This is a genomic window from Pseudomonas sp. HD57-3 (assembly GCF_056113135.1).
The window spans coordinates 5,324,210-5,345,509 of record NZ_CM148568.1; the positions used below are offsets into that span (position 1 = coordinate 5,324,210).

A 21,300-nucleotide genomic window follows, 5' to 3' on the forward strand; every position below is an offset into this window, starting at 1 on the left:
CCAGATGAATGAATCAAGTCGGTATCGCGCTGAACTCGATATGTCGTCCTACCCAACCCGCAACCCCGCCCTCTACAGTTGCTTTAAGAAGCGCTCGATTCATACCAGGCAGCCTGAACTCCACATGCGCTCCACCGTCGGCACCGGTTATCGAATCAGGAAGAACAAAATCCAGAAAGCTCCATACAACCCTGGCACCCGACACAGGCTGGTCATTCAGGAACGACACTATCCGGATATCTGCTGAAACTCTTGCACCCACCGGGGCTGAGGTTTCCGGACTGGTGAATGATTCGATCTTCCGAGGCGCCAACAAGATGTACGGCAACTTGACGCTATCCGAAAACTCTCCAGCGCCAACCTTCGCTATCACTTCATTCAATCCAGTTATCGTTGGAATGAAACTATATCTGGCCACCCCGTAATAGTCGGTAGCGACCATGGACTTCACTCCGTTTTCCCCCTGAAACTCGACGGGCACACCCGCCATTGGCCTCTGGCTGATGGACGAAATGACTTTGACTTCAGCCGTAAATGTCTCCTTCCAGTAAAGCGTTGGAGGTGCAAGCGTGGTCGCGCTGATCTTCCATACTGGAGCGCCTGGCCCCACCGACAGATGGATTTCCGGAGAAAGACGTGCCAGTCGCTCCGCCCCGAAGCGGAATGTGCAGCTGCCGTCCGTCTGATCAAGTAAAGAAAACACATAACGCAAATTTCCCTGAAATGGTTGCGCCAATCCGAGGATGTTGGACGTAGCAAAAACGAACCCCAATTTGCTGGGAGCGTTCCCGCCCATTCCCAATGTCAACTTGCGTCCAATCAACGCATTGTCTGCGGGCGCCGACACTTCCAGTGAGTGCTGGGCCTTGCGGCGCGGGTAGTAGGTTTGCTCTCCGGGAGCAACGGCGGTCAGTCCGTCCATACTTACGCGAAACGTATCCCAAGGATCACTGGGCAAAGCGGTGACCGATGTCGAGCGCGCTTCTTTAAAACCATCAAAACGGCTGAAGATAGAACCTGTGACCAGGTGTTCTCCCGGCGATTTCGGCACCATGCCATAACCGCTCGCCCCCCCGGCATCGGACTTGACTTCGGTGCTTGTGCCTTCGGCCTCCCAAATTACCAACGCGCCCGCAACCGGCTTGCCGGTGAAATGGGAAACCACCCACGCCCAGATCCAGGCCGTGTCCCGCCAGACGACCGGATCCACTGCCGGATCGCGCAGTGTGGCCAACCGGAGCTTGTTGTGATCCAGCTTCATGGGTGTGGCGACAGCGACGAAATTCAGCTCAGGCACAGACACGATCAGATTGAACAGACCGGCCACAGCATCAGTGAAGTTCAGCTCCCAGTGCACCCCGCCGGCGTCCAGGGGATGAGGCTGATCCGGTGCCGGGTTTATCGAAGCACCCAACTGGTCGAGCGGCGTGCCCGTCAACTTCAGCCATATATTCAGCCCCAGCAGCGCACTTAGTGCATTGGGAAGTACTTTGAACGAATGAACCGCACCCAGGCAGGGATCAAACTGTTGACCGGTCAGTGGTCGAGAAACCTGATCGAGTAACAGACTCAGTTCCACCCCGAGATCAGCGTGCAGCAAACGCCCGGAAAGCTCCCGCACCGTAGGCTCGCCCTCCAGACGAAATTCGACTTCGAACCGCCTGCTGAAACTGCTGGCTACCTCAGAGGTAAGGGTCCACTCCACACCCTCTTCCACGAGAATCTTTGACATGCCCGGATCGCTGATGACCAACCCGATATCGGGATCCTCACCACGCCAATTCAGACTGATGTTTTTCCCGATCCAGTCTCTGCCTTCGATCGGCAAGACTTTCAAGGTATGTGTCTGTCCACGGCGGCAGAGCACTCCAAGCGTGTTGCGCTGTACTGCAACACCATCAAGTAAAAATGTGACCTCACTCTTCCACCGACTGGTCGCAATTGCGGATATGACGAAACTCCATTCAATCGGAATCGCGTCCGGGTGCGCCTGGATACGCACGACGATTACATGATCGCCGGGACTGGTCGGCCGATACGAAACACTGGTCCAGCCGCCAGCGCCCGTAGTCGAGTGAACAATGGTTCCGTCCGGCAGCATCCACTTCACCAAGGCTCCCTGCACCGGATCACCGTCGCCGGCCGTGACCTTGTGCAAAACCTCGACCTGAACCGTTGCACTTTCCAGTTCATCGACGACACACGTCTTGTCCGCCTCAATCACCCGGCCAATCTCGAGTTCGTTGCGTGCCAGGCGCATGAGTTTGTCCGCAGACGGCAGGAGCAATTGCGAGCAGGTCAAATGCAAATGGAAACTGCCGTCCAGCACATCCCCGTTTTCCATGCTCCAAAGCAGTTCAAGGCTGGACGGTACCGGCACTTCTTTATTGACCTGCGGACTGACATAGACCTCAAGCTGCTCTTGGGAATCGCCACTCCATCCGAGCGACATATTGGTTCTCTCAAGGACCGCCGGCACGGTTACCCGCAGATCATATTTCGACGCCCGATTCAGCCACCCCGTCTTCAATGCCCAAGGTTCTGGCTTGCCTTCGACAACCGCCATGACCTCGTCCATCGGATTCTTCTCTAACACCGTCACTTCAAAGTCCTGCGTGACAACGCCCGACGTGTAGAAAAGGCTCGGAGCCGAGGCGCTGATGTTAACGACACCCTTAACGTCTGGCAGGAAGTCCAAGTACGCCCAGCCATCGGCACCGGTGGTCACATTGACCTGGATCGAGCTCCCGGTAACAGTCCAGGTGACCGGCACCCCCTCAAGCGTCTGCCTTGTGTAAAACGATGCAACTCGCACGCCCAACTTGACGCTTTGATTGAGCGCAAGTATCGGAAAATACGCCGCATCCAGTACTTCAAGAAAATCCAGCCGGTGATGCCACAGCGATGCCTGTAACAGATAGGGAGCGGCGTGGTACTGGCTCCACAATTTCAGCGTCATCGGGTGCGCCGCTGACAGGTCGAGTGCCGGGCAGCTCAGTGCCCGCCCCTCGTGCAGCGGGTGATCGATCGACGCATCGGGATAGGCGACAACGGCTTCATCAGGATTGCTGCCGAACTCCAGAGAGTAATCGGTACCCTCCCAGACATTGCCCTCCTCTACGTGAAAACCGAGCATATGCGTTGCGGTGTTTTCCGCACCGAGGCATAGCGGCACCAGAGACGTCGATGGATGGGGTTGCCCGTCGAGTATGAATTCCTTCAGCTTCAAAGGTCCCAGGTGCAACTCGATAATGACGCGACTGAGATAAACCAATAAATGATCGTCATCAGGTCTGCTCGTCGGGCTGGTCAAACTGAATGTCAGAATATCCCGGGCGCTGAACGTAGCGGGCAAGGCGATTGAATACTCGACCGGGACAAAGTCCAACGGCTGCCCTGTATTGCGCTGTCTACCTGGGGGAATCTGAATGTCTACGGGTGCCATGTTCGGACTGGAGAGGCGTACCAACCCTGTGCCCGTATGGCGCGACTCGCACAGAAACTTCAGAACGTACTGTGCCGCTTGGCCCGGGGTTATTGGTGCAACAATATCCTGGCTAACCGATGCCCCATAACCGGCCGACAGCGTGTTGATATCCTCGCCGTTGTACTTCTGTGAGGAAACAGTGACCCATCGACTGTTTTTCGGATACTCAGTCCAGCCGGTCAAGACAGACTCGAATGACCCATAAGCCACCAGATTCTGATTGGCGAGAACGCCCTGATTACCCATGGTTGCTCGCTCCCTTGCGTTTTTTGTTTTTCTCCGGTGTCTCGGCAATCGTCACCATGTCCTCGACCTGGCGCGTAAAGGTCGGCTCACCGGCTCTGGCGGTAAAACAGATCTCCACGATGATGTCCGTCAGTGAGGCCAGCATGCCGCTCTGCGGTTCTTTCTGCGGCCAAGGGAAGTTCAACTGCCAACAGGAAACCGCCCCGGTGTTTTCGAACGGATTGAGCAAGCCTTCATCTGGTTTGCTGGCGGTCAAACCGTTGTCTGCCATTCCGGTAGACAGGGTGATCTGCTGACCGGAGAGCAAGTTGATCAACACATCCGGTGGGGCCACGTGGTTTACCGGATCGTGCAAATAAGCAACCGATTGTGCCGTTGCCTTGGTGGCGATTCTGCTGTTGATCTGGACCAGGGAAGCACGCGCATTCTCGTAAGGCCCATTGACCATTGGCAGATCGACCGAGACCGAACTGATCTGCCGGCAGTAATGCCCCGGATGGTCACGATCAAACAGCAACTGGGTCAGGCAGAAATCCAGTGTTCCTTCCTTCCGCAAATGCGCCAGCGCTAGCGTCCAGCTGTCATGGCCGAGTTGGGGCGCAATGGGGTCGTCGAACAAGCGACGCAGGGATACCGTTTTGCGCAGCTCCAGTCGTCGCTGGTGCTTTTGCGTATAGTCACGTTCTAGGTTCGTTAGCCACATCCGCAGATGCTCGCCGGAGGTCAGGCCATGACGATTGTCCAGCCAGACCCCGGGTAACGAGCGGACCGTATCGTAATCGCCAGTGTCTGCATTCAGCGAGTCTTGGGCACTGAGGCAAAGGCTCGCTACCGTATCGTGTGCCTGATAGTGCAGCGCACTGAGCTGCCCCAGCATCCATCGGAACAGCTCGGCATTGGTCGCTCGTTGTTTGAGGAAGTTGTAAATCGTCAAGGTATGGCTGTTGGAGAGCCTGGTTTGCTCCAGATTGGTCTGCGCTGCAAGTACAGACTGCTGCTGTGCGCTGATCTGTGTTTTCAGCGCGCGAGCTTCTGCCTGCGCCTGATCACGTTGCAGGCCCCAATCGGCACGTCGGCGGCGGTAAGCTTCGGTGGTTGCCAGTTTATCGGCCTCCATCTGCTCGACCGAGGAGGCAACGTTCAGTCCGAATACCACTGCATCGGTGATTTTTTCCGCCCTGTGCCCACCATTGGCGAAACCGAAAATGTTGGGTAGTGCGGCGACAAATGCGCCAACCGGTTTGATGCTGGACGCAATCAAGGAAAACAATTTGGCCGACTGGATCTTGTCCATGACCTCATATTCAGCATTCGATATGTGCTCGTCATAGAGTCGCGCGTACGCGGCAGCGCGTTCTTGCGCCACGGCTTCGCTCTGCTCCAGCGCTGTGACCTGCAGGCGCAACTGCTCGATGGTCTGCTCCTGCATTGCGCTCACGTAGTCGCCTATCTCCACCATCTGCCGCAACTGAATTTCCTGCTGTTCTGCCTGATCCCCCCGGTCGAGCAAGTTCAGCACCTGCGCGCCGAACTCCGAGAGCATTTGCGCTGCGCGAAACGCGGCATCGAACGAGACGCGCCAGCGAAAAGCGTTGACCTTGAGGCGCCCACCCATCGGCCTGGGCGCGCCACCGCTTCCGGCTGCCAGATCGCGCATCAACTGACGGGGGTCGGTTGGGGCACTGAATGGTTCAATGAGCATCGACACGCCGTCGATGTTGCGGTTGTTGCGCAAGTTATCCAGGCGTGCGCCAGGCAAGGCAAACAACCTGAGCAGATCTTCATTGAGGGGATTGATGAACAAATCGGAGCCGAGCAATCCCGATCGCGCATCGGCATCGGTGGCTTGGGGAAAATCCTTGAGGCTGAACGCCAACGTTTTTTCGAATGCCTCAAGCCTGGATCGCGACTCGCTAGCGGCCAACAGATTACCGAGCTTGATCGGGTTCCAACGGTTAACGGCGCGAACTGAAGGTGGCTTGCCCAGCATTGACTGCGCTCGGGTGTAGCACAGCTTCGCCGCCACCAGACTGTCGCGCGTCAATTGGCGATAGTGCCAATCACCTTGGGCGATCAGAGTCCGGACGTACTCGCAGAACATCAAAATCCGATAGTGCCTGGGTGCTGCGTAGCAGATGGAATCCACATCGCCCGGATTCAGGGCCTCATATCCCGGGTTGCCCTCGTCCCGGTTCAACGGCCGACACCGCCAATATGCGGGACGCGCATCGTAGCTGAGACCGGCCCCCGGTTTGTCCGCAGGCGCCTGTGGATCAAATACGTACTTGAGCCATTCATACGACTCGTCATAACGCTGCTCATCGCGCAGGCGAGTGGCGACAAGATGCACCAGGTGAAAAAACAGCTCCCAGAAATTCCGGCCGTTGGCGCTGTCGAATGCGCCGTTGGTCTCCTCGAACTTCTCAAGGTCCGATTCAGGACCTGGTTCCTCGAGGAACTGAGTGAACCAGTCCAGAAGGGAATCGATGGACCTACTGGCGCGCTGTACGAGCTCGGGTCCGAACAAGGTGTTGAGCCGGGTGCCCCACAGAGCAAGGTGCGCCTGGTTGAGCGATAAGAATTGCGCCGCATTCCGAGTGTTCTTGAGTAGGGTCGGAACTGCGAAATCCGTCAGATCCTTGACCCGCACCTCGAAGCGCTTCAGCCCTTGGGTGGTACTGCCAAATGTGAAGACGGCTGGCTGGGCCCAGCCTCCAGCATCGCGAGCAAGCTGGATCGAAACGGTGCTCCAGCCGCCTGGGAGCGGGTAGTCAGCGGTCAATGGAAACCCGTCATCGGGAAGGGCACCTTCCAGGTTCAATGTGAGGGAAACATTGTCTCCGACAAGCCCGGTCACCCAGCAATAACCTTGAACAAACAGGACATCTTTGCTGCCTACGCGATGAGCTGTGGCATGCAGCCCAAGAAACTCCAACAGAGCGCCCGAAGCCGTTGCATCGCTGGCAACCACCGTCGGCTGATTCATCAGCGGATGCTGAACCATGGCGGCTTCCGGAAAGCGATGTTCAGCCGCCGACCTCAGCCAGGCGCCATCGTCATGGGGCATGGCACGCAGAAATACATCCCGGACGGTGAGGACATTCACGGAGCCCTCTTTACCGTTGGTCAGCAATACTCCGAGTTTGCCTTTTGGATTTTGATAATCCTTGCAGACCGTTGCGATCAGCCGGGCGCCGATGTGCAAAGTTTTTGTCGGGTATTCCTGGATGATCAAAGTCGTCGGTGGCGACCACTGATCGTTCTGGCGCTTGAACGCCACGAAGATCTCCAGTCTGTCCGGTAGAAACTCTTCGTCGTTATCCACCCGGTCGCGCCACACCGCCCACACGATGCACAGCTGCTCATTCCATACCACCTGACGCATATCCAGGACTTGTACGCCCGTCGGAATGTCCACGGGCAACCATTCGCTCCAAGCCGCCGGATTCATGGCTTCCTCAGTGATCCCCAGTTCAACGTCAGCCATTCGCCAGAAGTATTGACGCGGATCACTGCGCGTTCGGCCGAGCAAATAATAGACCGTCGACTCCGGCAGCCCCTCGGCCATGCAGATGCTGACCAAGTCCAGATTGCAAATTTTCTCGAACGATTCCAGATAGGCCTGCAGCGCAGCCTGCACACCGTCTGTGGTAAGTCGTGCCTTGTTCAAATCGTTTTGCAAGTTCTTGAACAGGCTGGTCATGCCCTGGCGCACCGAGGGCTGGACGAAGTTTTCCGGATAGGTCTGGAGCATCTTCAACGACGCCCAGTCCGGATAATTATTCATAAATCTCCACGCTTGCAGATCTTTTTTGTCGAACTCTACAGTCTCAAAGCCAGGCTCACGCTTGGTATACACAGAAGCGGTGTACTGCTGCGCACAGCTCACCACCTCGGCAACCCGGGAGCTTTGCACTGCGTAGCTATCCTGCCCATCCAGCCGCAATACCTCGGACAGATCTTCCGGTGTCGTCACAGACTCGTACTTCTTGACGTTGCCTGTACGGATTTTTCCGATGGCGTAAGCAAGCAACGCGCGCTGACGCTTTTCCTGCAGCCCGCCGATGTTGTCGATCGTTGCCATGACTTTTGCTCCTGAAGCATTAACCGAAACTGCATGTCGCGCGAACGATCAGGCTCACCCCGGTGGCAAGAACGTGATGGGTCCGAAAAAAAGGTTTTTATCACTGGACTGGCTGCGCACTTCAAACGTGAACGTACCGCCTTCAGGGGCGTGGACAAATACTGTTGTCAGGCCTGACTGATCGGTAGAGACGTCTGAGGCTGGCCGGATAATGATCGGCTTTGACTCATCCCCTTCGGCAGGTTCGGAGAACCAATTGACGAGTTGGTCTGGCCCGAGGTTTTTGAATTCGTCCTTCAGCGTGGCGAACAACTGCACTTCTGCGCCCGCGCGTACAGCCTCCAACGGTATCGGCGACGAGAAGGGGCCAGAGAAAAACAGCGATTTCGGGTCAGGAACAACATGAATTTCAGACGCATCAAGCGGTTGGAACAGATCCAGCCAATAGGTCGGCGTTTCGCTGCCCAGCACGCTGCCTGGAATGAACTCGGCTTTGAGCACGCCGTTATCATCGGTGCTCAAGGTCTGGATGGTACCGAGAATGGCTTGCCAGAAAACCCGGACACCTTTCAACGGCGATCCTTCGGAATTCTTGAGCGTCACCGTGTAAATGGATTTCGCGTCTTTCTTGTTTGCCACGACGGTACTGTTGTCCACGGTGCATGTGCGAACAATCAGTTGCTCTACTTCGCCGGGAGGCTGCCGATCCAGTACGAGCGTTTCGGACTGGCTCAGCAACGCGCGCTCGGCGGCTTCAGCGTAGGCTGCCTTGTCAATGCTTGCAGGCAACCTGCCCAGCCGTAAAATCGTCTGGGCATCCATGCCGCTTTGCTCCGCCAGTGTGCGAATACGCATCAACAGATCCAGTTGACGCAGGGTTTTCAAGATCTTCGTGTCGGACGGATCGATGTGATGGACACACTCGCGCACCTGCGTAACGCTCCACTGGAAAAACCCCGCCAGCAGGATGTAGCCTGCCTCTTGGGCCAGCCACAACGAATCGCCTGCGATATTGCCTGGCAGCTGGTCGACGGTACGCAGGTAGTGCAGCAACTTTTCCTCCGGCTGATCGCTCATCTCGAACGCCCGGCCGAGCACCGTCAGGTCATACAGCGTACTCATCGAGAACTGGTACTTGTCCGCCTGGCCAAGCCAGGCCCTGTAACCGTAATCCAGATAATCGCGCATCACTGCAGCACTCAGGTGCAGTTGTGTCACGACCTCGCCAAGGCGTTGCACATTGGCCAACCTGCTGAGCAGGGGATTGTCGACAGCGCGCGGGCGTGGACCGTCCTGCACACTCGCACCAACATGGGCGGTGATTTCGCGCAAGATCAGAAAGACCGTCGTGTTGGCCCAGGCAAGAACGCCCATCGCGCGCTCGGAGTCCAGACTGGTGAATACTGCCAATGCCTCCTTGGCCACCGAGGCCTGTGCCTCCCTGGCTTGCAGCAAAACACCGAGCATTTTTTCGACTATGGGGGCTCGCACTTCGGCGGCCATCGCCGGGAGCCCATCCAGGACTGCCTGGTTGAGCCTCACGCGTGCTTCCCACAGGTATTGCGCTTCGCTGTAGCCGAGCGGGCGGACCAAACCAGAGGGATCAGCCACCGACTTCATAAAATGGAGCCAGTTGCCTGCTGGAGTTGGCGGCACATCGGCCATCAGTAATCCGGCATTGGTCAAGCGAGCCGCCGGCAGCAGACTGATCACTTTGTCGAACATTTGCCGTTGCGCCTCCGAGGCAGCGCCGCTCACCTGCGGCTGCGCCACCATCTGCAGCATTGTCAGCACCGGCAACTGCCGATCCTTGCACCAGCGAACGCATTCATGCACGGCATAGATGATGTTCAATACATCCCGCGTTTCGCTCGATTGGCCGTGGATTTGAGGCACTCCCGCCAGCCCGTTGAGCCATTTATCGTCGTCTGCGAACAAGGTCAGCATCAGCACAAGTTCGATCGGTGTGAGGCTCATCAAGCGCGCCAGCTTCACTAATCGGTAAAAGGCTGAAACCACCGCCGGCGTGCGCTCCAGGTTGTCGCCAAGTCCTTGAGCTTTGGCGATTGCGAGGGCCAGGTAACCATAGGTCAGCGGATCGATCTGCAGACCATTGCACAACTGGTTGACGGTCAGATCGTTGCTTCCCACTGCGGGAATCGCGGGAAAGCTTGCACCGTCGAGCACCAAGGCCCGACGATAGTCGCCGTCGGCATTGAAAACCCGATCAAACAGCGAGAGCTCGTTTTCGACGCCGTATACCGACATTTCGTGGAGAAAAGCGACAAAATCCATCGGCTTGCAGCCATAGTTCTCACGCAATAGCTGGAACAGTCCCAGCGCATGCACCACGTTGTCAGTGATCCACCACTGGCCTGGGGCTAGCCCGCCCTGCTCCTCTGCGCGAATCGCGGCGACCAGTAATGAGTCCACCTCAAAACTGCGCAGGCCGAACCATTTGTTCAGACGTATCTTGCGGTTCAGTCGGTCGAAGCGTTCAAGGTCCTTGTCGGTTGCTGGCGACTCGGGCACGATCGTCAGTGTTTGCAGACCATCGCTCTCCTCGGCAATACCCACCGGAGGACTCGCTCCAGCATTGATGTAAACCGATCCAAAAAGATGGCTTTCCGGACCTACTGGCGGGTTATCAGCGAACTTCACATTCACGGAACGCCGCGGTGCGGAAGCTTTAATCGATAACAGCGCCTCGATACCGGCGGGGTCCAGGCCGGTCTGCATGCCGAACGTCGGCAATTGATTGAGAGTTTTATAACCTTCGTCGCCTTCGCAACCGTAGTTTTCGTCAAAGAAGGCTTTGCGGACTGCATGGGCCACCCGAGCCTCGGTCAACAAGGTTCTCTGGTACGGCCCCAGACGTGAAGAGTGGGCCAAGGCGCGGTCGGCGTCCGCTCCCCAGGCCTCTGATTGCAAAAAGTAGGGAGACAGCAAATCGACCGTGAACACAAAGTTGCCTACCGACATGCCCAGATGCTCTGCGACCCCATCAAGGGTGCTCCAATGCTGAAACCAGGGCAGGTCATTGGGGTAGCGCGCCGTCAGCAAGGCTTCCACCAGGTCTGTCAGCGTCCCGTGTTTTTTGATGAACGCTTCCAGCGCATTGTTGATGATTTCTACGGCAGATACCGGCTGGAAAACCGCATTGGCGTCGACCACCAGCTCATTCAAGTCGCTGCGCCGTACGTGCAGCTTGTACTTATCCTCAATGTCGCCAATGGGCTCTATACGCTTGCTGATCCACTGGAACAACTCCACCAGATAAGCTACAGGTCCCCACAGACTCTCCAGCGCATTCGGCGGACAAGACCCGATAAAGTTTGGCTTGAACAACTTTTCGAACGTGGGCCCTTCAACCAGCGAACTCAACGCGCTCGATGCAGGTTTTTTCAGTGCTTTGCCGGGCGTCTGCTGCTCGGTAAACGTCAATGTGTGCTCGATGAACCGGCGCCGAATGTAAATCGCCATACTGCTGGCCTGACGCAAGAAAGCCTGCGCGTCCTCGCGGCTCATCCGATAGTCTTTCACCAAGCTGTCGACACCTTTTTCCACCAAAGGAAAAATCGAACCACCCTGCGTCAGATAGGTATGCAAGGCCGGGTATTTCTTGCGGCGCGTGCGCGTTGCAAACAGTCGCTCGTAGAGTTCTGCGGCTGGACGTAAGCGGGTCTTGGCCATGGCGTATTTCCTGAGACGAAAGCGGCCCTGAATGGCCCGACACAGTTGTCGGACCATTCGTTTGCAATGGTTAGATTTGGCGCTGGAATGCACGGGTCGTCTACTGTCAGAAATGACAGTCAGGGCGACCGTTTATCGGGAATATCCGATGATTTGCGTTCTGAAGGCACGGGGCCAACTTCGAATCGACGGCTCGTGACTTTATCGGAAACGGTCGCACCGTCCTGATCCGCGGTAAGGGTTTGCTGAATCACGCTCCAGTTCCCGTCCGGCGAAAGAGCAATCCTTGCCGCGCCTTCCCAGCCTGCCGCAGTGGTTACGGGCAAACCCGATGCCTGGATGACATCCGGGTTGAACCAGCTGCAGATCTGAGCTTCACCGTCCTGGCCCGTGCCTGCGAAATGCACCGGATTGGAAACAGGCCGTCCCTCGGCAGGTATCTCGATGGAGGGCTCAAAGATACCGGCCAGCACCGGGCGGGGCGCAGATGCAGCGGACTCGAAAGCCCCCTCCGAGGAGGTGACCACCAATGAGACGTCCGGCCCCGCGTGAGGGATTTCCACTTGCACAGACCATGTGCGGTCTTCACCCACGAGGGCTTCACCCAACGCCGGGCCTGTGCCAGGGCCGAGTTTTACCTTGACCCTGTCACCCGGCACGCCGAAGCCCGAGACCGTCTCTTTTTTGCCAACGTGGTCATACGCAGCAGGCGTTTCCATAACCCCCGAATGCGGTACAACTACGTATGTGCGCAGCTTTGTGTCTTTCGAAATCTGATTCTGGAAGTATTGTCTGGCTTTGATGGTTTTATAGCCTACGGTCATGATGGCTTCGGCGCCCCATTGGCCGCTGTCTCCAATGGGTACCATTTCGAGAAAAGGCTCTTCCGATTTGTCCAGAAAAACATTGACATACCCACGCGGTTCGCCCCTGCCCTCGATCATCGAGGTTCGTGTCCGAGTGTCGGCCTCCTTCGGTATACCGATCTCAGGTTGTAACAGCACCACATCGAATACGCGCGAATCAGAGTGCGGCGAGTCCCGGCCATCGATGACCTGTTTTGCCCGAACCACCCAACGACCAAACGTCATTTGCACAACAATTTCCCACCAACCGTCGGCTTCCAGTGTAACGGAACCCAAAGTGCCACCGTTCACGTAGTCCCATACAGACACTGTGGCACCTTTCATACCCCCCGTTCCTTTGAAGGTCACCTCACCATGACCAATCTCGGAATTCTGGGCGGGATCGGTAATAACCACCGGCTCCATCGGCCTGTTTAGCTGGAACGATCGAACGGCGGCAGGGGAAAGCTGCTGAGCGGCAATTTGGATTGCTGTGATGGTGTGCTCGGTATCCGGGGTGAATGGCTGCGTTCGCTGAAACGACCATTTCCTGTCGGACACCAGTGCAGGAAATGAAGTATCACTGCCACTGAACACCAGATTGACGCGGGCATTCAGCTCGCAGGTGCCGGTGAACGTAGGCGACAAGCCGTCCGGTGAAACGCTGTCAATACCAGGCATAATCGGTGGAATGCGGACTTTGTGTTCGACGGAAGCAGATTTCTCACTACCGAGGTATTGGTGGGCGTATATGGACCGGTCCCATGTCGCCCCCCATGACACATAGGCTGTGGTCAACCATCGGTTATCGTTCCCTACCGCTGCATCCGGAGCGATTTTCGTGAGCTGGTCGGAGTCCAGAACCGACACCTTTGCGCCAATAAGCCCATCGCCTGAAATGGTCGGTTGGTATTGCGCATCAGACTTCACGTTGGACGGAGGTGGAAACGAGTAAGTAACCTTGAGCGGAAATGGCTCCGACTCGATCCTGCCACCTGCATTGTTGGAAATTGTCTGAATGACTTCCAGTTCGTGCTGACCATATACCCAGCCTGTTACGGCGGTTTGCCACGTGCCGTTGCTGACTACAGCCTCATTTGGCGCATCTCCATCCGGACCGCTGATCTTTTTGAAAAATACCGTGGCACCGTCAAGGCCGTGTCCTGAAAATTGCACGATGCCTACACTTGGGTTGGTGACAACAACGCCTGTGATTGCGGGAGGAATGATGTCGAACGCTCGGGCCAGCAGGCTGTACACTGGCGGGCGTGATGGCACTGTCTGCCGCGCAACCAGCCCGATCCGACCTGGCTCGTCGGTCACCTCCACAGACCAGAAATCGTCAGTGACTGTAGCCTCTCCGACTTTTTTTGAATGGTCTAGATCACGCACGATCTCCATGAGGGCTCCGTCAACCCCACCAGTGCCGCCAACTCGAAATGTGGTTTTCTGCCTTGAGAGGGCGTCGGGGCAGGTGATGACAGGTTTCTGTGTTTCTACTTCTACCGTAATGCGCACCTGATTGGACGAAGCTTTATCCCCGTTATAATCCTGCGTTGCTTGTAATGTAATGGAGCCGAGGGGCAACGACTTGGCGAGCGGTATCTTCCACTTACCACCGACAACCGTCCCGGAGCCATAAACATCGGCAGGATTACCGGCCAGGTGCACCGTTATACTTGCATTCGTTTCACCATCTCCGGAGACGGTTGGTCTTGGCGTGGTGACGACATCATTGTTTACAGGCGATGTGATGACCACTGGGGCCACCTTGTATGTGACATTAACGGTAGCGGAGTTGGCCGAAGAGAAAGCACCGATCGTTTGCCTGGCATAAAATCCAAGACTATTTCCCGCCATCATCAGCGTCGCCGTCCAGGTACCGGTTGGTTCAATTACGGCTTCACCCAAGCGATTGTTGTTGCTGGCGTTATACAACACGACCGTGCCTATGTTGTATTCCCCACCAGTGCCGGTAACGGGGAATTGCTTGTCTGGAAGTTGTGCGCCGGAAGTCGGTGACGAAATGATTACAGGAGGAACGCGCAAGGTCACATTGACTGCAGTATCCCCGGTTTGAGTCGCAACAATATAATACGACCCCGGGGCGAATACACCGTGCAATTGGGTACTCCAGTGAGTACTGGGAAGCGGTACGTTTTCCTGTGCTACTGGCGTCGGGTTTGAAACCTGGTACATGCGTAATACGAGTGGCAGCGTTGTGACCGGGACCGTTCCCGAGACGGGTATTGAGCTGTTTCTGACTGAAGCACCATTGACGGGAAATGTTATGACCGCAGACCCAGCCTCTTCAATTTCAGTCGCCATGTTATTCCCTCTTCCGCGCACTATGGATTTCATAACACAACAGCGCGAGCATGAAATGCAGTGGCTCTAGAAGCTGAGCCATCGACATCACATACAAACTTCAGCGCTCTCTACCCGACGGAGGTCAAATCAAAAATCATTAAGCATAGTACTTTGCTCAACATCTGCTTTCGGATCGTTTCCACCAATATCGAAAATCATAATTGTGCGAATGTTAAAAACAGTTGACCCACCCGTAATAGGAACAAAATGCTGGACACTCCAGCTATGCCATTCGCCATCCTGCCATAGGGCATCCGGTGATGCGAATGTCACAAATTGAGGATTGAGAAACGTAGCGAGGGCCGTATTCATATTTGCCTTGTTACCACCGCCCTGATTATTAAACCTCTCAATCTTATACTGAACAGTATTGAACTTTACTTGCCCACCTATTTTCTCAATCGTGTAAGTCAAATGCCCTCTGAAGTTCCCCTTGTTTCCGACAAGGGTTTTGGTAACTGCCCTTCCCGCTTCGGGAATAGCCACTTCATCGTCAACATATACTTTGTTCGGGTCCGAATTCAGCACATCCTGTAACCACTGAGTCCGAAACTGGTCCCGCTCCGCCTGAGTTGTCGGGTCAAGCACCTCATTACTGAAATCGCCTTTATCAGCCAAATTATTATTCATAGTCTGATCACTCCAGAGTTATTCATAGACAACAAACCAAATTGACGCCCTTTCGAACTTCAAACTAAAAACACCGAATGAGAAAAAGTAACCTCGCCTCTAAAACAGTAAACCCCCCAATAGCGGACTTGCCTACCTGTAAAATCTGACAGTCCCGACAAACGGTAACCTTTCCCACAACCCGCTCCGGCAGCGTCCTGCAAGTCGTAACAACGGGCTACGACGCCTTGTGCCATTGCCTACAAATCACTCAGAATCCGCCGGCTTGTGCGCCTTGGCGTTGCCCCGTAACTTGATCCCCGTCGCTGCAATCAGCGGCCGGGTTTAGTCGCTCGGGCAGGTATTACGAAAGGTGTATAAGCGTCATCAAGTCGGGTACTCCCTATCCCCGCACTCGATGGTGGCTGTACGCAGGGCGCCCTCGGGCGCGCCGGTTTTTCGTAATTCCTCCCGGTCGACTAACCTGCGTTCAGCCGCCACCCCTCGTTTAGTCGCGAGGTGGTGGCAGGCCCACTAGAGGATTTACGTTTATGTTCAAAGCAACTCCAAATCCGCCACTCGATACCGATCCAACGAATCCGACCGACCAACCCGATCCCGTCTCCCCCTACGCCTCCATCGATTCAAAAAAACTCCACGACGCAGCCCACCGGGCCCTGGATTTCTACCTCAATCCCCCAAAAGACAAACCGCGCAACTCCGTGGATCGCGGCATGCAGATGTTCAAAGTCGATCCTGAAATCAACCCCGAGGCGATCGCCATCCAGACCTACGAGACCTTTTCTTCGGTCAGCATCCTGCTGCTCGACCTGGCCGACAGCCTGGACGACAAGCCGCGGCATCTGGCGATGGCGATCTATCAGTTGAGTGAGTTGGGGTTGTTGCTGGTGGAGAAGACGCTGGATAACGAGCGGGCGATTGCGATAACCGCGTAAGAAAAAAGGGCCACAACCTTCATCAGGTTGTGGCCCTTTTTTGTTTTCAGGCCGAGGCCGGCAACGGCTGAAAACTGAAGTACTGCTTCAACGCCTCGACCAGTTGCCCATACTCGGGCGGCGTCCGGTACAGGCTGAAGCCGGCGTCGTAGTGTCGGGGGGTCGCGTCTTCGTGGCACCACAGGCAGCACGCGGTGAGGTCGATGACCTGCTGACAGCCCTCACCCAAGGGGATTTTCAGGCGCAGGTTGAATTCGGCACCGATCATCATCGGCAACTGGCTGATGAGCATCAAACCGTCTTCGGACACGTTGCCCAGAAAGCCGATGGGTTTGTCGGTGACGCTGTTGAATACTCGCAGAAAATACGGCAGCTGATGCCGTTCGATTCGACGGTCGGTAAACATACGCAATTCGCCATGCAAGGCTCCATCACAGAGCCGCACTCTCGCTTCGGAACGGACCTGTGCGTCAGGTTCGCTCTCCCCGCTCCCGGTGTGGCGCTTGCCACGTGCATCTCATGCCAGTCGCAGGTGTTGCGCCGGTACTGAATTCGATCTGCACCGGTGTCATTCGACTATAGCTCACCCTATACAAGCAGCCAGCTTTTGTATGACAACCGCCATCAGAAGCGGGTTGGACGTACCACGGCGGCAGCGCTGCGAGTCGGGTAGTGACCCAGGCTCTGCAGGGTTTCCAGACGCGCTCGGGCGCGGTAGGCGTATTCGCTGTTGGGGTACGAGGCGATGATGAACTGATAGGTCTGCGCCGCATCGACGAACATTTTCTGCCGTTCGAGGCACTGGCCGCGCATCATCGACACTTCCGGCCACACATAAGGGCGTGCACGGCTGGCGCGTTCGACCTTGGACAGTTCGAGCATCACCTGCTCGCAGTTGCCCCGGTCGTAGGCGCTGTAGGCGTTGTTCAAATGATGGTTCATCGACCAACGGGTGCAGCCCGAAGCGGCGAGGACGCTGAGGGCAAGGGCGGCAATGGGCACGAATCGCATGGGGTATTCTCCTGTCTTGTGATCATTATCGACCTCTGGCGAGAAATCTTCAGAGCCCTTTGTTCCGATTGTCGCGTTCAATAAAGAAAACAATAAGTAGTGCAAACGAACAATGACTACACCCAAAGAGCGTAGTAGCCTCTGCGAGCGCTTGAACCTGAGGAGTCTTTGCATGTCCGTCCGTCGTACCAAAATCGTCGCTACCCTTGGCCCGGCCAGTAACTCGCCGGAAGTTCTCGAACAGCTGATTCTGGCTGGCCTGGACGTCGCCCGTCTGAACTTCTCCCACGGCACCCCCGACGAGCACAAGGCTCGCGCGAAGCTGGTGCGTGACCTCGCTGCCAAGCACGGCCGCTTTGTCGCCCTGCTGGGTGACCTGCAAGGCCCGAAAATCCGTATCGCCAAATTCGCCAACAAGCGCATCGAGCTGAAGATCGGTGACCAGTTCACCTTCTCCACCAGCCATCCGCTGACCGAAGGCAACCAGCAGGTTGTCGGCATCGACTACCCGGACCTGGTCAAGGACTGCGGCGTGGGCGACGAGCTGCTGCTCGACGACGGCCGCGTGGTGATGCGCGTTGAAACCGCCACCGCGACCGAGCTGAACTGCGTCGTGACCATCGGCGGTCCGCTGTCCGACCACAAAGGCATCAACCGTCGCGGTGGCGGCCTGACCGCGCCGGCCCTGACTGAAAAAGACAAGGCCGACATCAAGCTCGCCGCTGAAATGGAAGTCGACTACCTCGCCGTGTCCTTCCCGCGTGACGCCGCCGACATGAACTACGCCCGTCAACTGCGCGACGAAGCCGGCGGCACCGCCTGGCTGGTGGCGAAGATCGAACGCGCCGAAGCCGTGGCCGACGACGAAACCCTCGACGGTCTGATCAAGGCTTCCGACGCTGTGATGGTTGCCCGCGGCGACCTGGGTGTGGAAATCGGCGACGCTGAACTGGTGGGCATCCAGAAGAAAATCATTCTGCACGCACGCCGCCACAACAAGGCGGTGATCGTGGCGACCCAGATGATGGAGTCGATGATCCAGAACCCGATGCCGACTCGCGCCGAAGTGTCCGACGTGGCCAACGCCGTGCTCGACTACACCGACGCCGTGATGCTGTCTGCCGAATCCGCTGCCGGCGCTTATCCGCTGGAAGCCGTGCAGGCAATGGCGCGCATCTGCGTCGGCGCTGAAAAGCACCCGACCAGCAAGACTTCCAGCCACCGTATCGGCAAGGAATTCGAGCGCTGCGACGAAAGCATCGCGCTGGCGACTATGTACACCGCCAACCACTTCCCGGGCGTCAAGGCGATCATCGCGCTGACCGAAAGCGGCTACACCCCGCTGATCATGTCGCGTATCCGTTCGTCGGTGCCGATCTACTGCTTCACCCCGCACCGCGAAGCCCAGGCCCGCGCAGCGATGTTCCGTGGCGTGTACACCGTACCGTTCGACCCGGCTTCGCTGGCTCCGAACGAAGTCAGCCAGAAAGCCATCGACGAGCTGGTCAAGCGCGGCGTGGTGGAGAAAGGCGACTGGGTCATCCTGACCAAGGGCGACAGCTACCACACCACCGGCGGCACCAACGGCATGAAGATCCTGCACGTGGGCGACCCGCAGGTCTGAGTGACTCGTAGTGTAAAAACCTGCCGCTAGTAACGGCAGGTTTTTTTATGTCCGAAATAAGGCAAGTGACTCGCCAATTTCCCTGGCTGCGAGATCCACATTTCCCCGCTCATCGCTACTGTCAGAACCGACAGTAGCCCAGCCAATCAAAAGCTGCTTTTCTGGTTTTTCACTGTTCCCCCAACAATCACCAGATAAAAAGGCAAGCGAAAATGAATACCAAGAACAATCAATCACCTGTCGGTGTGGGTCGGATTGACCCAACCTTTGGCACTGACGGCCGCTTCACCCCCGTTTCTCCTGATCCTGAAGATCAGATTGTCATCGTCAAAGCGCTAACGTGTGATGAAGACAAGACTATTTATTGCGCAGGCTATGTACTCGACGCTCGAGGACGATCGGAGTATTTTTGCATTCACCTGTCCGAAAGGGGTGTCCTGGACACGGCCTTTGGAGAAAATGGATATGCCAGAGGCACTTTTGACCTACCAGGAAGCAGTTCGACCCAATCCGAAGCAGAACACATCCTCATTCAAAACGTAGATGGCGTTCGGAAAATCGTGTTAGTGGGGACGAGCATCACTGGATCCCACTCCAAGAGTGCTCTGACCAGACTGGAAAGTAATGGCAGCGTGGACCGTAGCTACGGAACAGACGGTGTGACAGTGATTGATCTGCCCACGCGTGAAAGGAAAGCAGACGAACCTTCTCAATCGACTTCTGGGGACGCAGGCAACGGACATGGAACGAGGGCAATTTCGTTGCCGGACAACAAGGTGGTACTGGTGCGAGATGGTCGACCATCGTGGGATTTCAGAACCGGCAGCTATATTATAAGAGTCAATCCAGACGGCTCCCTCGATCGAACTTTCAATAAAGATGGATATACCTTCCTCTTCCTTGAGGAAGCCAATGAAACACAACTGAGAGCGATCACGGTCACCGACGATGACAAGTATGTTGCTGCAGGATCTGTGTATTATTCAGAAAAACCCGGAGAGGCGTTGTTCGTTCAGTTGGATAGCAACGGACAATTTGATCAATCTTTCAATAAAAAGGGATATCTGACGATTGGCCAACTTCCCGACACAGAGTTTCATTCGTATCAACTGATTAACCAACCTAACAAACGCATTTTGGGAGTTGGCCATACGACCGCTGCGGCAACGGCGGGCCTGTTGATCAGTCGCGAACGGGATGGTTCAGCGAACATACAATTCAACGGCGGTAAACCGCTTCTGTCCATACTTGAAAACCAACCCACTATATGGACTTCGGGTAAAGCGCAAGCTGATGGCCACGTGCTTATTACCGGTGGAGGCGTCGGCGGCAACTTTGTCATCGCACGTGTTTTGAATGAAGGAGAACTCGACACCTCCTTCGGTGAGGGTGCCGGATTTCTTCACTTCGCCGGGACCAGGACAAATTACAGTCGGCCGGTCACCTTCGAAGACAGGAGCGTTCTGTTTTACGCCGTTTTCGCCACCCCTAAGGGAGAGCAATTTAGCATTGCACGAGGCCTGCTCGATTGAGAATGGCAACACACAGAAGTCTGAGTCATCAAAGTCCCGGTATGTGAGTACCGGGACTTTTTTCGTTTGTGCAATCTCAGTGTCGCTTGATAAACCCGGTCAACGCCGCCAACGCCTCCGGCGACCTCAGCCGCTGGGTAAACAACGCGCCCTCCTCCTCGATCACCTTACGAATCAACTCCCGATCCGGCGCCCGCATCAACTGCTTGCTGATCCGCACCGCTTCAGCCGGCAGCTCGTCAAACCGCAGCGCCATCTCCCGCGCCTTGGCCAACGCGGCTTCGCCACTGCTTAAGGACTCGGTCGCGATTCCCCAAGCCGCCGCCTGCTCACCGGTAAAACCCTCACCCAGCAGCAACAACTCCGACGCTTTGGCCTGCCCCAACAAACGCGGCAGGATCAGGCTGGAACCGAACTCCGGGCACAACCCGAGATTGACGAACGGCATGCGCAACCGCGCATCCCGCGCCACGTACACCAGATCGCAATGCAGCAACAATGTCGTGCCAATCCCCACCGCCGCCCCGGCCACGGCGGCGATCACCGGTTTGCGGCATTCGAGCAGTTCGAGCATGAAGTGAAACACCGGGCTGTCGAGGTCGCTCGGCGGTTGCTGGATGAAGTCGGCGATGTCGTTGCCGGCGGTAAAGCACTCGGCGCTGCCGGTGATCAGCACGGCGTTGATTTCGGGGTCGTGATTCGCCTGCTTGAGCGCCTCCGCCAATTGGCTGTACATGGCGCGGGTCAGGGCGTTTTTCTTGTCCGGGCGGTTGAGGCGCAGGGTCAGCAAACCGCGTTCGCGGTGCAGCAGGATGGCTTCGGGCATGGTGTGTCTCGCGTCTG

General features: G+C 56.4%; 11 protein-coding genes. 3 read left to right on the forward strand and 8 right to left on the reverse strand.

All coding sequences use genetic code 11. The features are described from left to right. Positions 1-13: 13 nt before the first annotated feature. The 5 genes from AC0R79_RS24140 to AC0R79_RS24160 form a co-directional block, all read right to left on the reverse strand. Entirely contained in the window at positions 14-3,733 is a 3,720-nt protein-coding gene (locus AC0R79_RS24140; protein ID WP_474731895.1) for an Ig-like domain-containing protein, read from the reverse strand. After that, positions 3,726-7,817, reverse strand: a complete 4,092-nt coding sequence (locus AC0R79_RS24145) for a Tc toxin subunit A-related protein (RefSeq protein ID WP_375747788.1) — start codon at positions 7,815-7,817, stop codon at positions 3,726-3,728. Before AC0R79_RS24145 ends, AC0R79_RS24140 begins: the two co-directional genes overlap by 8 nt. Before the next feature lie 54 nt (positions 7,818-7,871). Then, positions 7,872-11,510, reverse strand: coding sequence for a Tc toxin subunit A (locus tag AC0R79_RS24150; protein WP_474731897.1), 3,639 nt, complete (start codon positions 11,508-11,510; stop codon positions 7,872-7,874). Positions 11,511-11,629: 119 nt separating this feature from the next. After that, the gene (locus AC0R79_RS24155) at positions 11,630-14,683 is read right to left on the reverse strand and encodes a hypothetical protein (protein WP_474731898.1); all 3,054 of its coding nucleotides are present in this window, start codon (positions 14,681-14,683) and stop codon (positions 11,630-11,632) included. Between the two features lie 129 nt (positions 14,684-14,812). After that, positions 14,813-15,355: a hypothetical protein gene (locus AC0R79_RS24160; protein ID WP_127799611.1), complete on the reverse strand. Its 543-nt coding sequence runs from the start codon at positions 15,353-15,355 to the stop codon at positions 14,813-14,815. A 530-nt stretch (positions 15,356-15,885) separates the two neighbouring features. Here AC0R79_RS24160 and AC0R79_RS24165 point away from each other — a divergent pair. After that, positions 15,886-16,290, forward strand: coding sequence for a DUF6124 family protein (locus tag AC0R79_RS24165; RefSeq protein WP_474731902.1), 405 nt, complete (start codon positions 15,886-15,888; stop codon positions 16,288-16,290). Positions 16,291-16,336: 46 nt separating this feature from the next. On the opposite strand, the gene AC0R79_RS24170 is transcribed toward AC0R79_RS24165, so the two are convergent. Further along, on the reverse strand, positions 16,337-16,696 hold the full coding sequence (locus tag AC0R79_RS24170; protein WP_007951248.1) for a PilZ domain-containing protein: 360 nt from the start codon (positions 16,694-16,696) through the stop codon (positions 16,337-16,339). Between the two features lie 218 nt (positions 16,697-16,914). Further along, positions 16,915-17,301 carry a tetratricopeptide repeat protein gene (locus AC0R79_RS24175; RefSeq protein ID WP_011335675.1) on the reverse strand — a complete coding sequence of 129 codons (387 nt, stop codon included), beginning with the start codon at positions 17,299-17,301 and terminating at the stop codon, positions 16,915-16,917. Positions 17,302-17,473: 172 nt separating this feature from the next. On the opposite strand from AC0R79_RS24175, the gene pyk reads away from it, so the two are divergent. Then, a complete protein-coding gene (gene pyk / locus AC0R79_RS24180; protein ID WP_007951250.1) occupies positions 17,474-18,925 on the forward strand; it encodes a pyruvate kinase in 1,452 nt (483 codons plus the stop codon). Between the two features lie 212 nt (positions 18,926-19,137). Continuing rightward, complete coding sequence (locus AC0R79_RS24185) at positions 19,138-20,457, forward strand: NHL repeat-containing protein (protein ID WP_127799617.1); 1,320 nt, start codon at positions 19,138-19,140, stop codon at positions 20,455-20,457. Positions 20,458-20,533: 76 nt separating this feature from the next. On the opposite strand, the gene AC0R79_RS24190 is transcribed toward AC0R79_RS24185, so the two are convergent. Continuing rightward, a complete protein-coding gene (locus AC0R79_RS24190; protein WP_474731905.1) occupies positions 20,534-21,283 on the reverse strand; it encodes an enoyl-CoA hydratase-related protein in 750 nt (249 codons plus the stop codon). Positions 21,284-21,300: the final 17 nt, after the last annotated feature.

Excerpts from the sequence above, each read along its gene's own strand:
- AC0R79_RS24140 (WP_474731895.1), bottom strand. The coding sequence starts at position 3,733 with ATGGGTAATCAGGGCGTTCTCGCCAATCAGAATCTGGTGGCTTATGGG.
- AC0R79_RS24145 (WP_375747788.1), bottom strand. The coding sequence starts at position 7,817 with ATGGCAACGATCGACAACATCGGCGGGCTGCAGGAAAAGCGTCAGCGC.
- AC0R79_RS24150 (WP_474731897.1), bottom strand. The coding sequence starts at position 11,510 with ATGGCCAAGACCCGCTTACGTCCAGCCGCAGAACTCTACGAGCGACTG.
- AC0R79_RS24155 (WP_474731898.1), bottom strand. The coding sequence starts at position 14,683 with ATGGCGACTGAAATTGAAGAGGCTGGGTCTGCGGTCATAACATTTCCC.
- AC0R79_RS24160 (WP_127799611.1), bottom strand. The coding sequence starts at position 15,355 with ATGAATAATAATTTGGCTGATAAAGGCGATTTCAGTAATGAGGTGCTT.
- AC0R79_RS24165 (WP_474731902.1), top strand. The coding sequence starts at position 15,886 with ATGTTCAAAGCAACTCCAAATCCGCCACTCGATACCGATCCAACGAAT.
- AC0R79_RS24170 (WP_007951248.1), bottom strand. The coding sequence starts at position 16,696 with ATGTTTACCGACCGTCGAATCGAACGGCATCAGCTGCCGTATTTTCTG.
- AC0R79_RS24175 (WP_011335675.1), bottom strand. The coding sequence starts at position 17,301 with ATGCGATTCGTGCCCATTGCCGCCCTTGCCCTCAGCGTCCTCGCCGCT.
- pyk (WP_007951250.1), top strand. The coding sequence starts at position 17,474 with ATGTCCGTCCGTCGTACCAAAATCGTCGCTACCCTTGGCCCGGCCAGT.
- AC0R79_RS24185 (WP_127799617.1), top strand. The coding sequence starts at position 19,138 with ATGAATACCAAGAACAATCAATCACCTGTCGGTGTGGGTCGGATTGAC.
- AC0R79_RS24190 (WP_474731905.1), bottom strand. The coding sequence starts at position 21,283 with ATGCCCGAAGCCATCCTGCTGCACCGCGAACGCGGTTTGCTGACCCTG.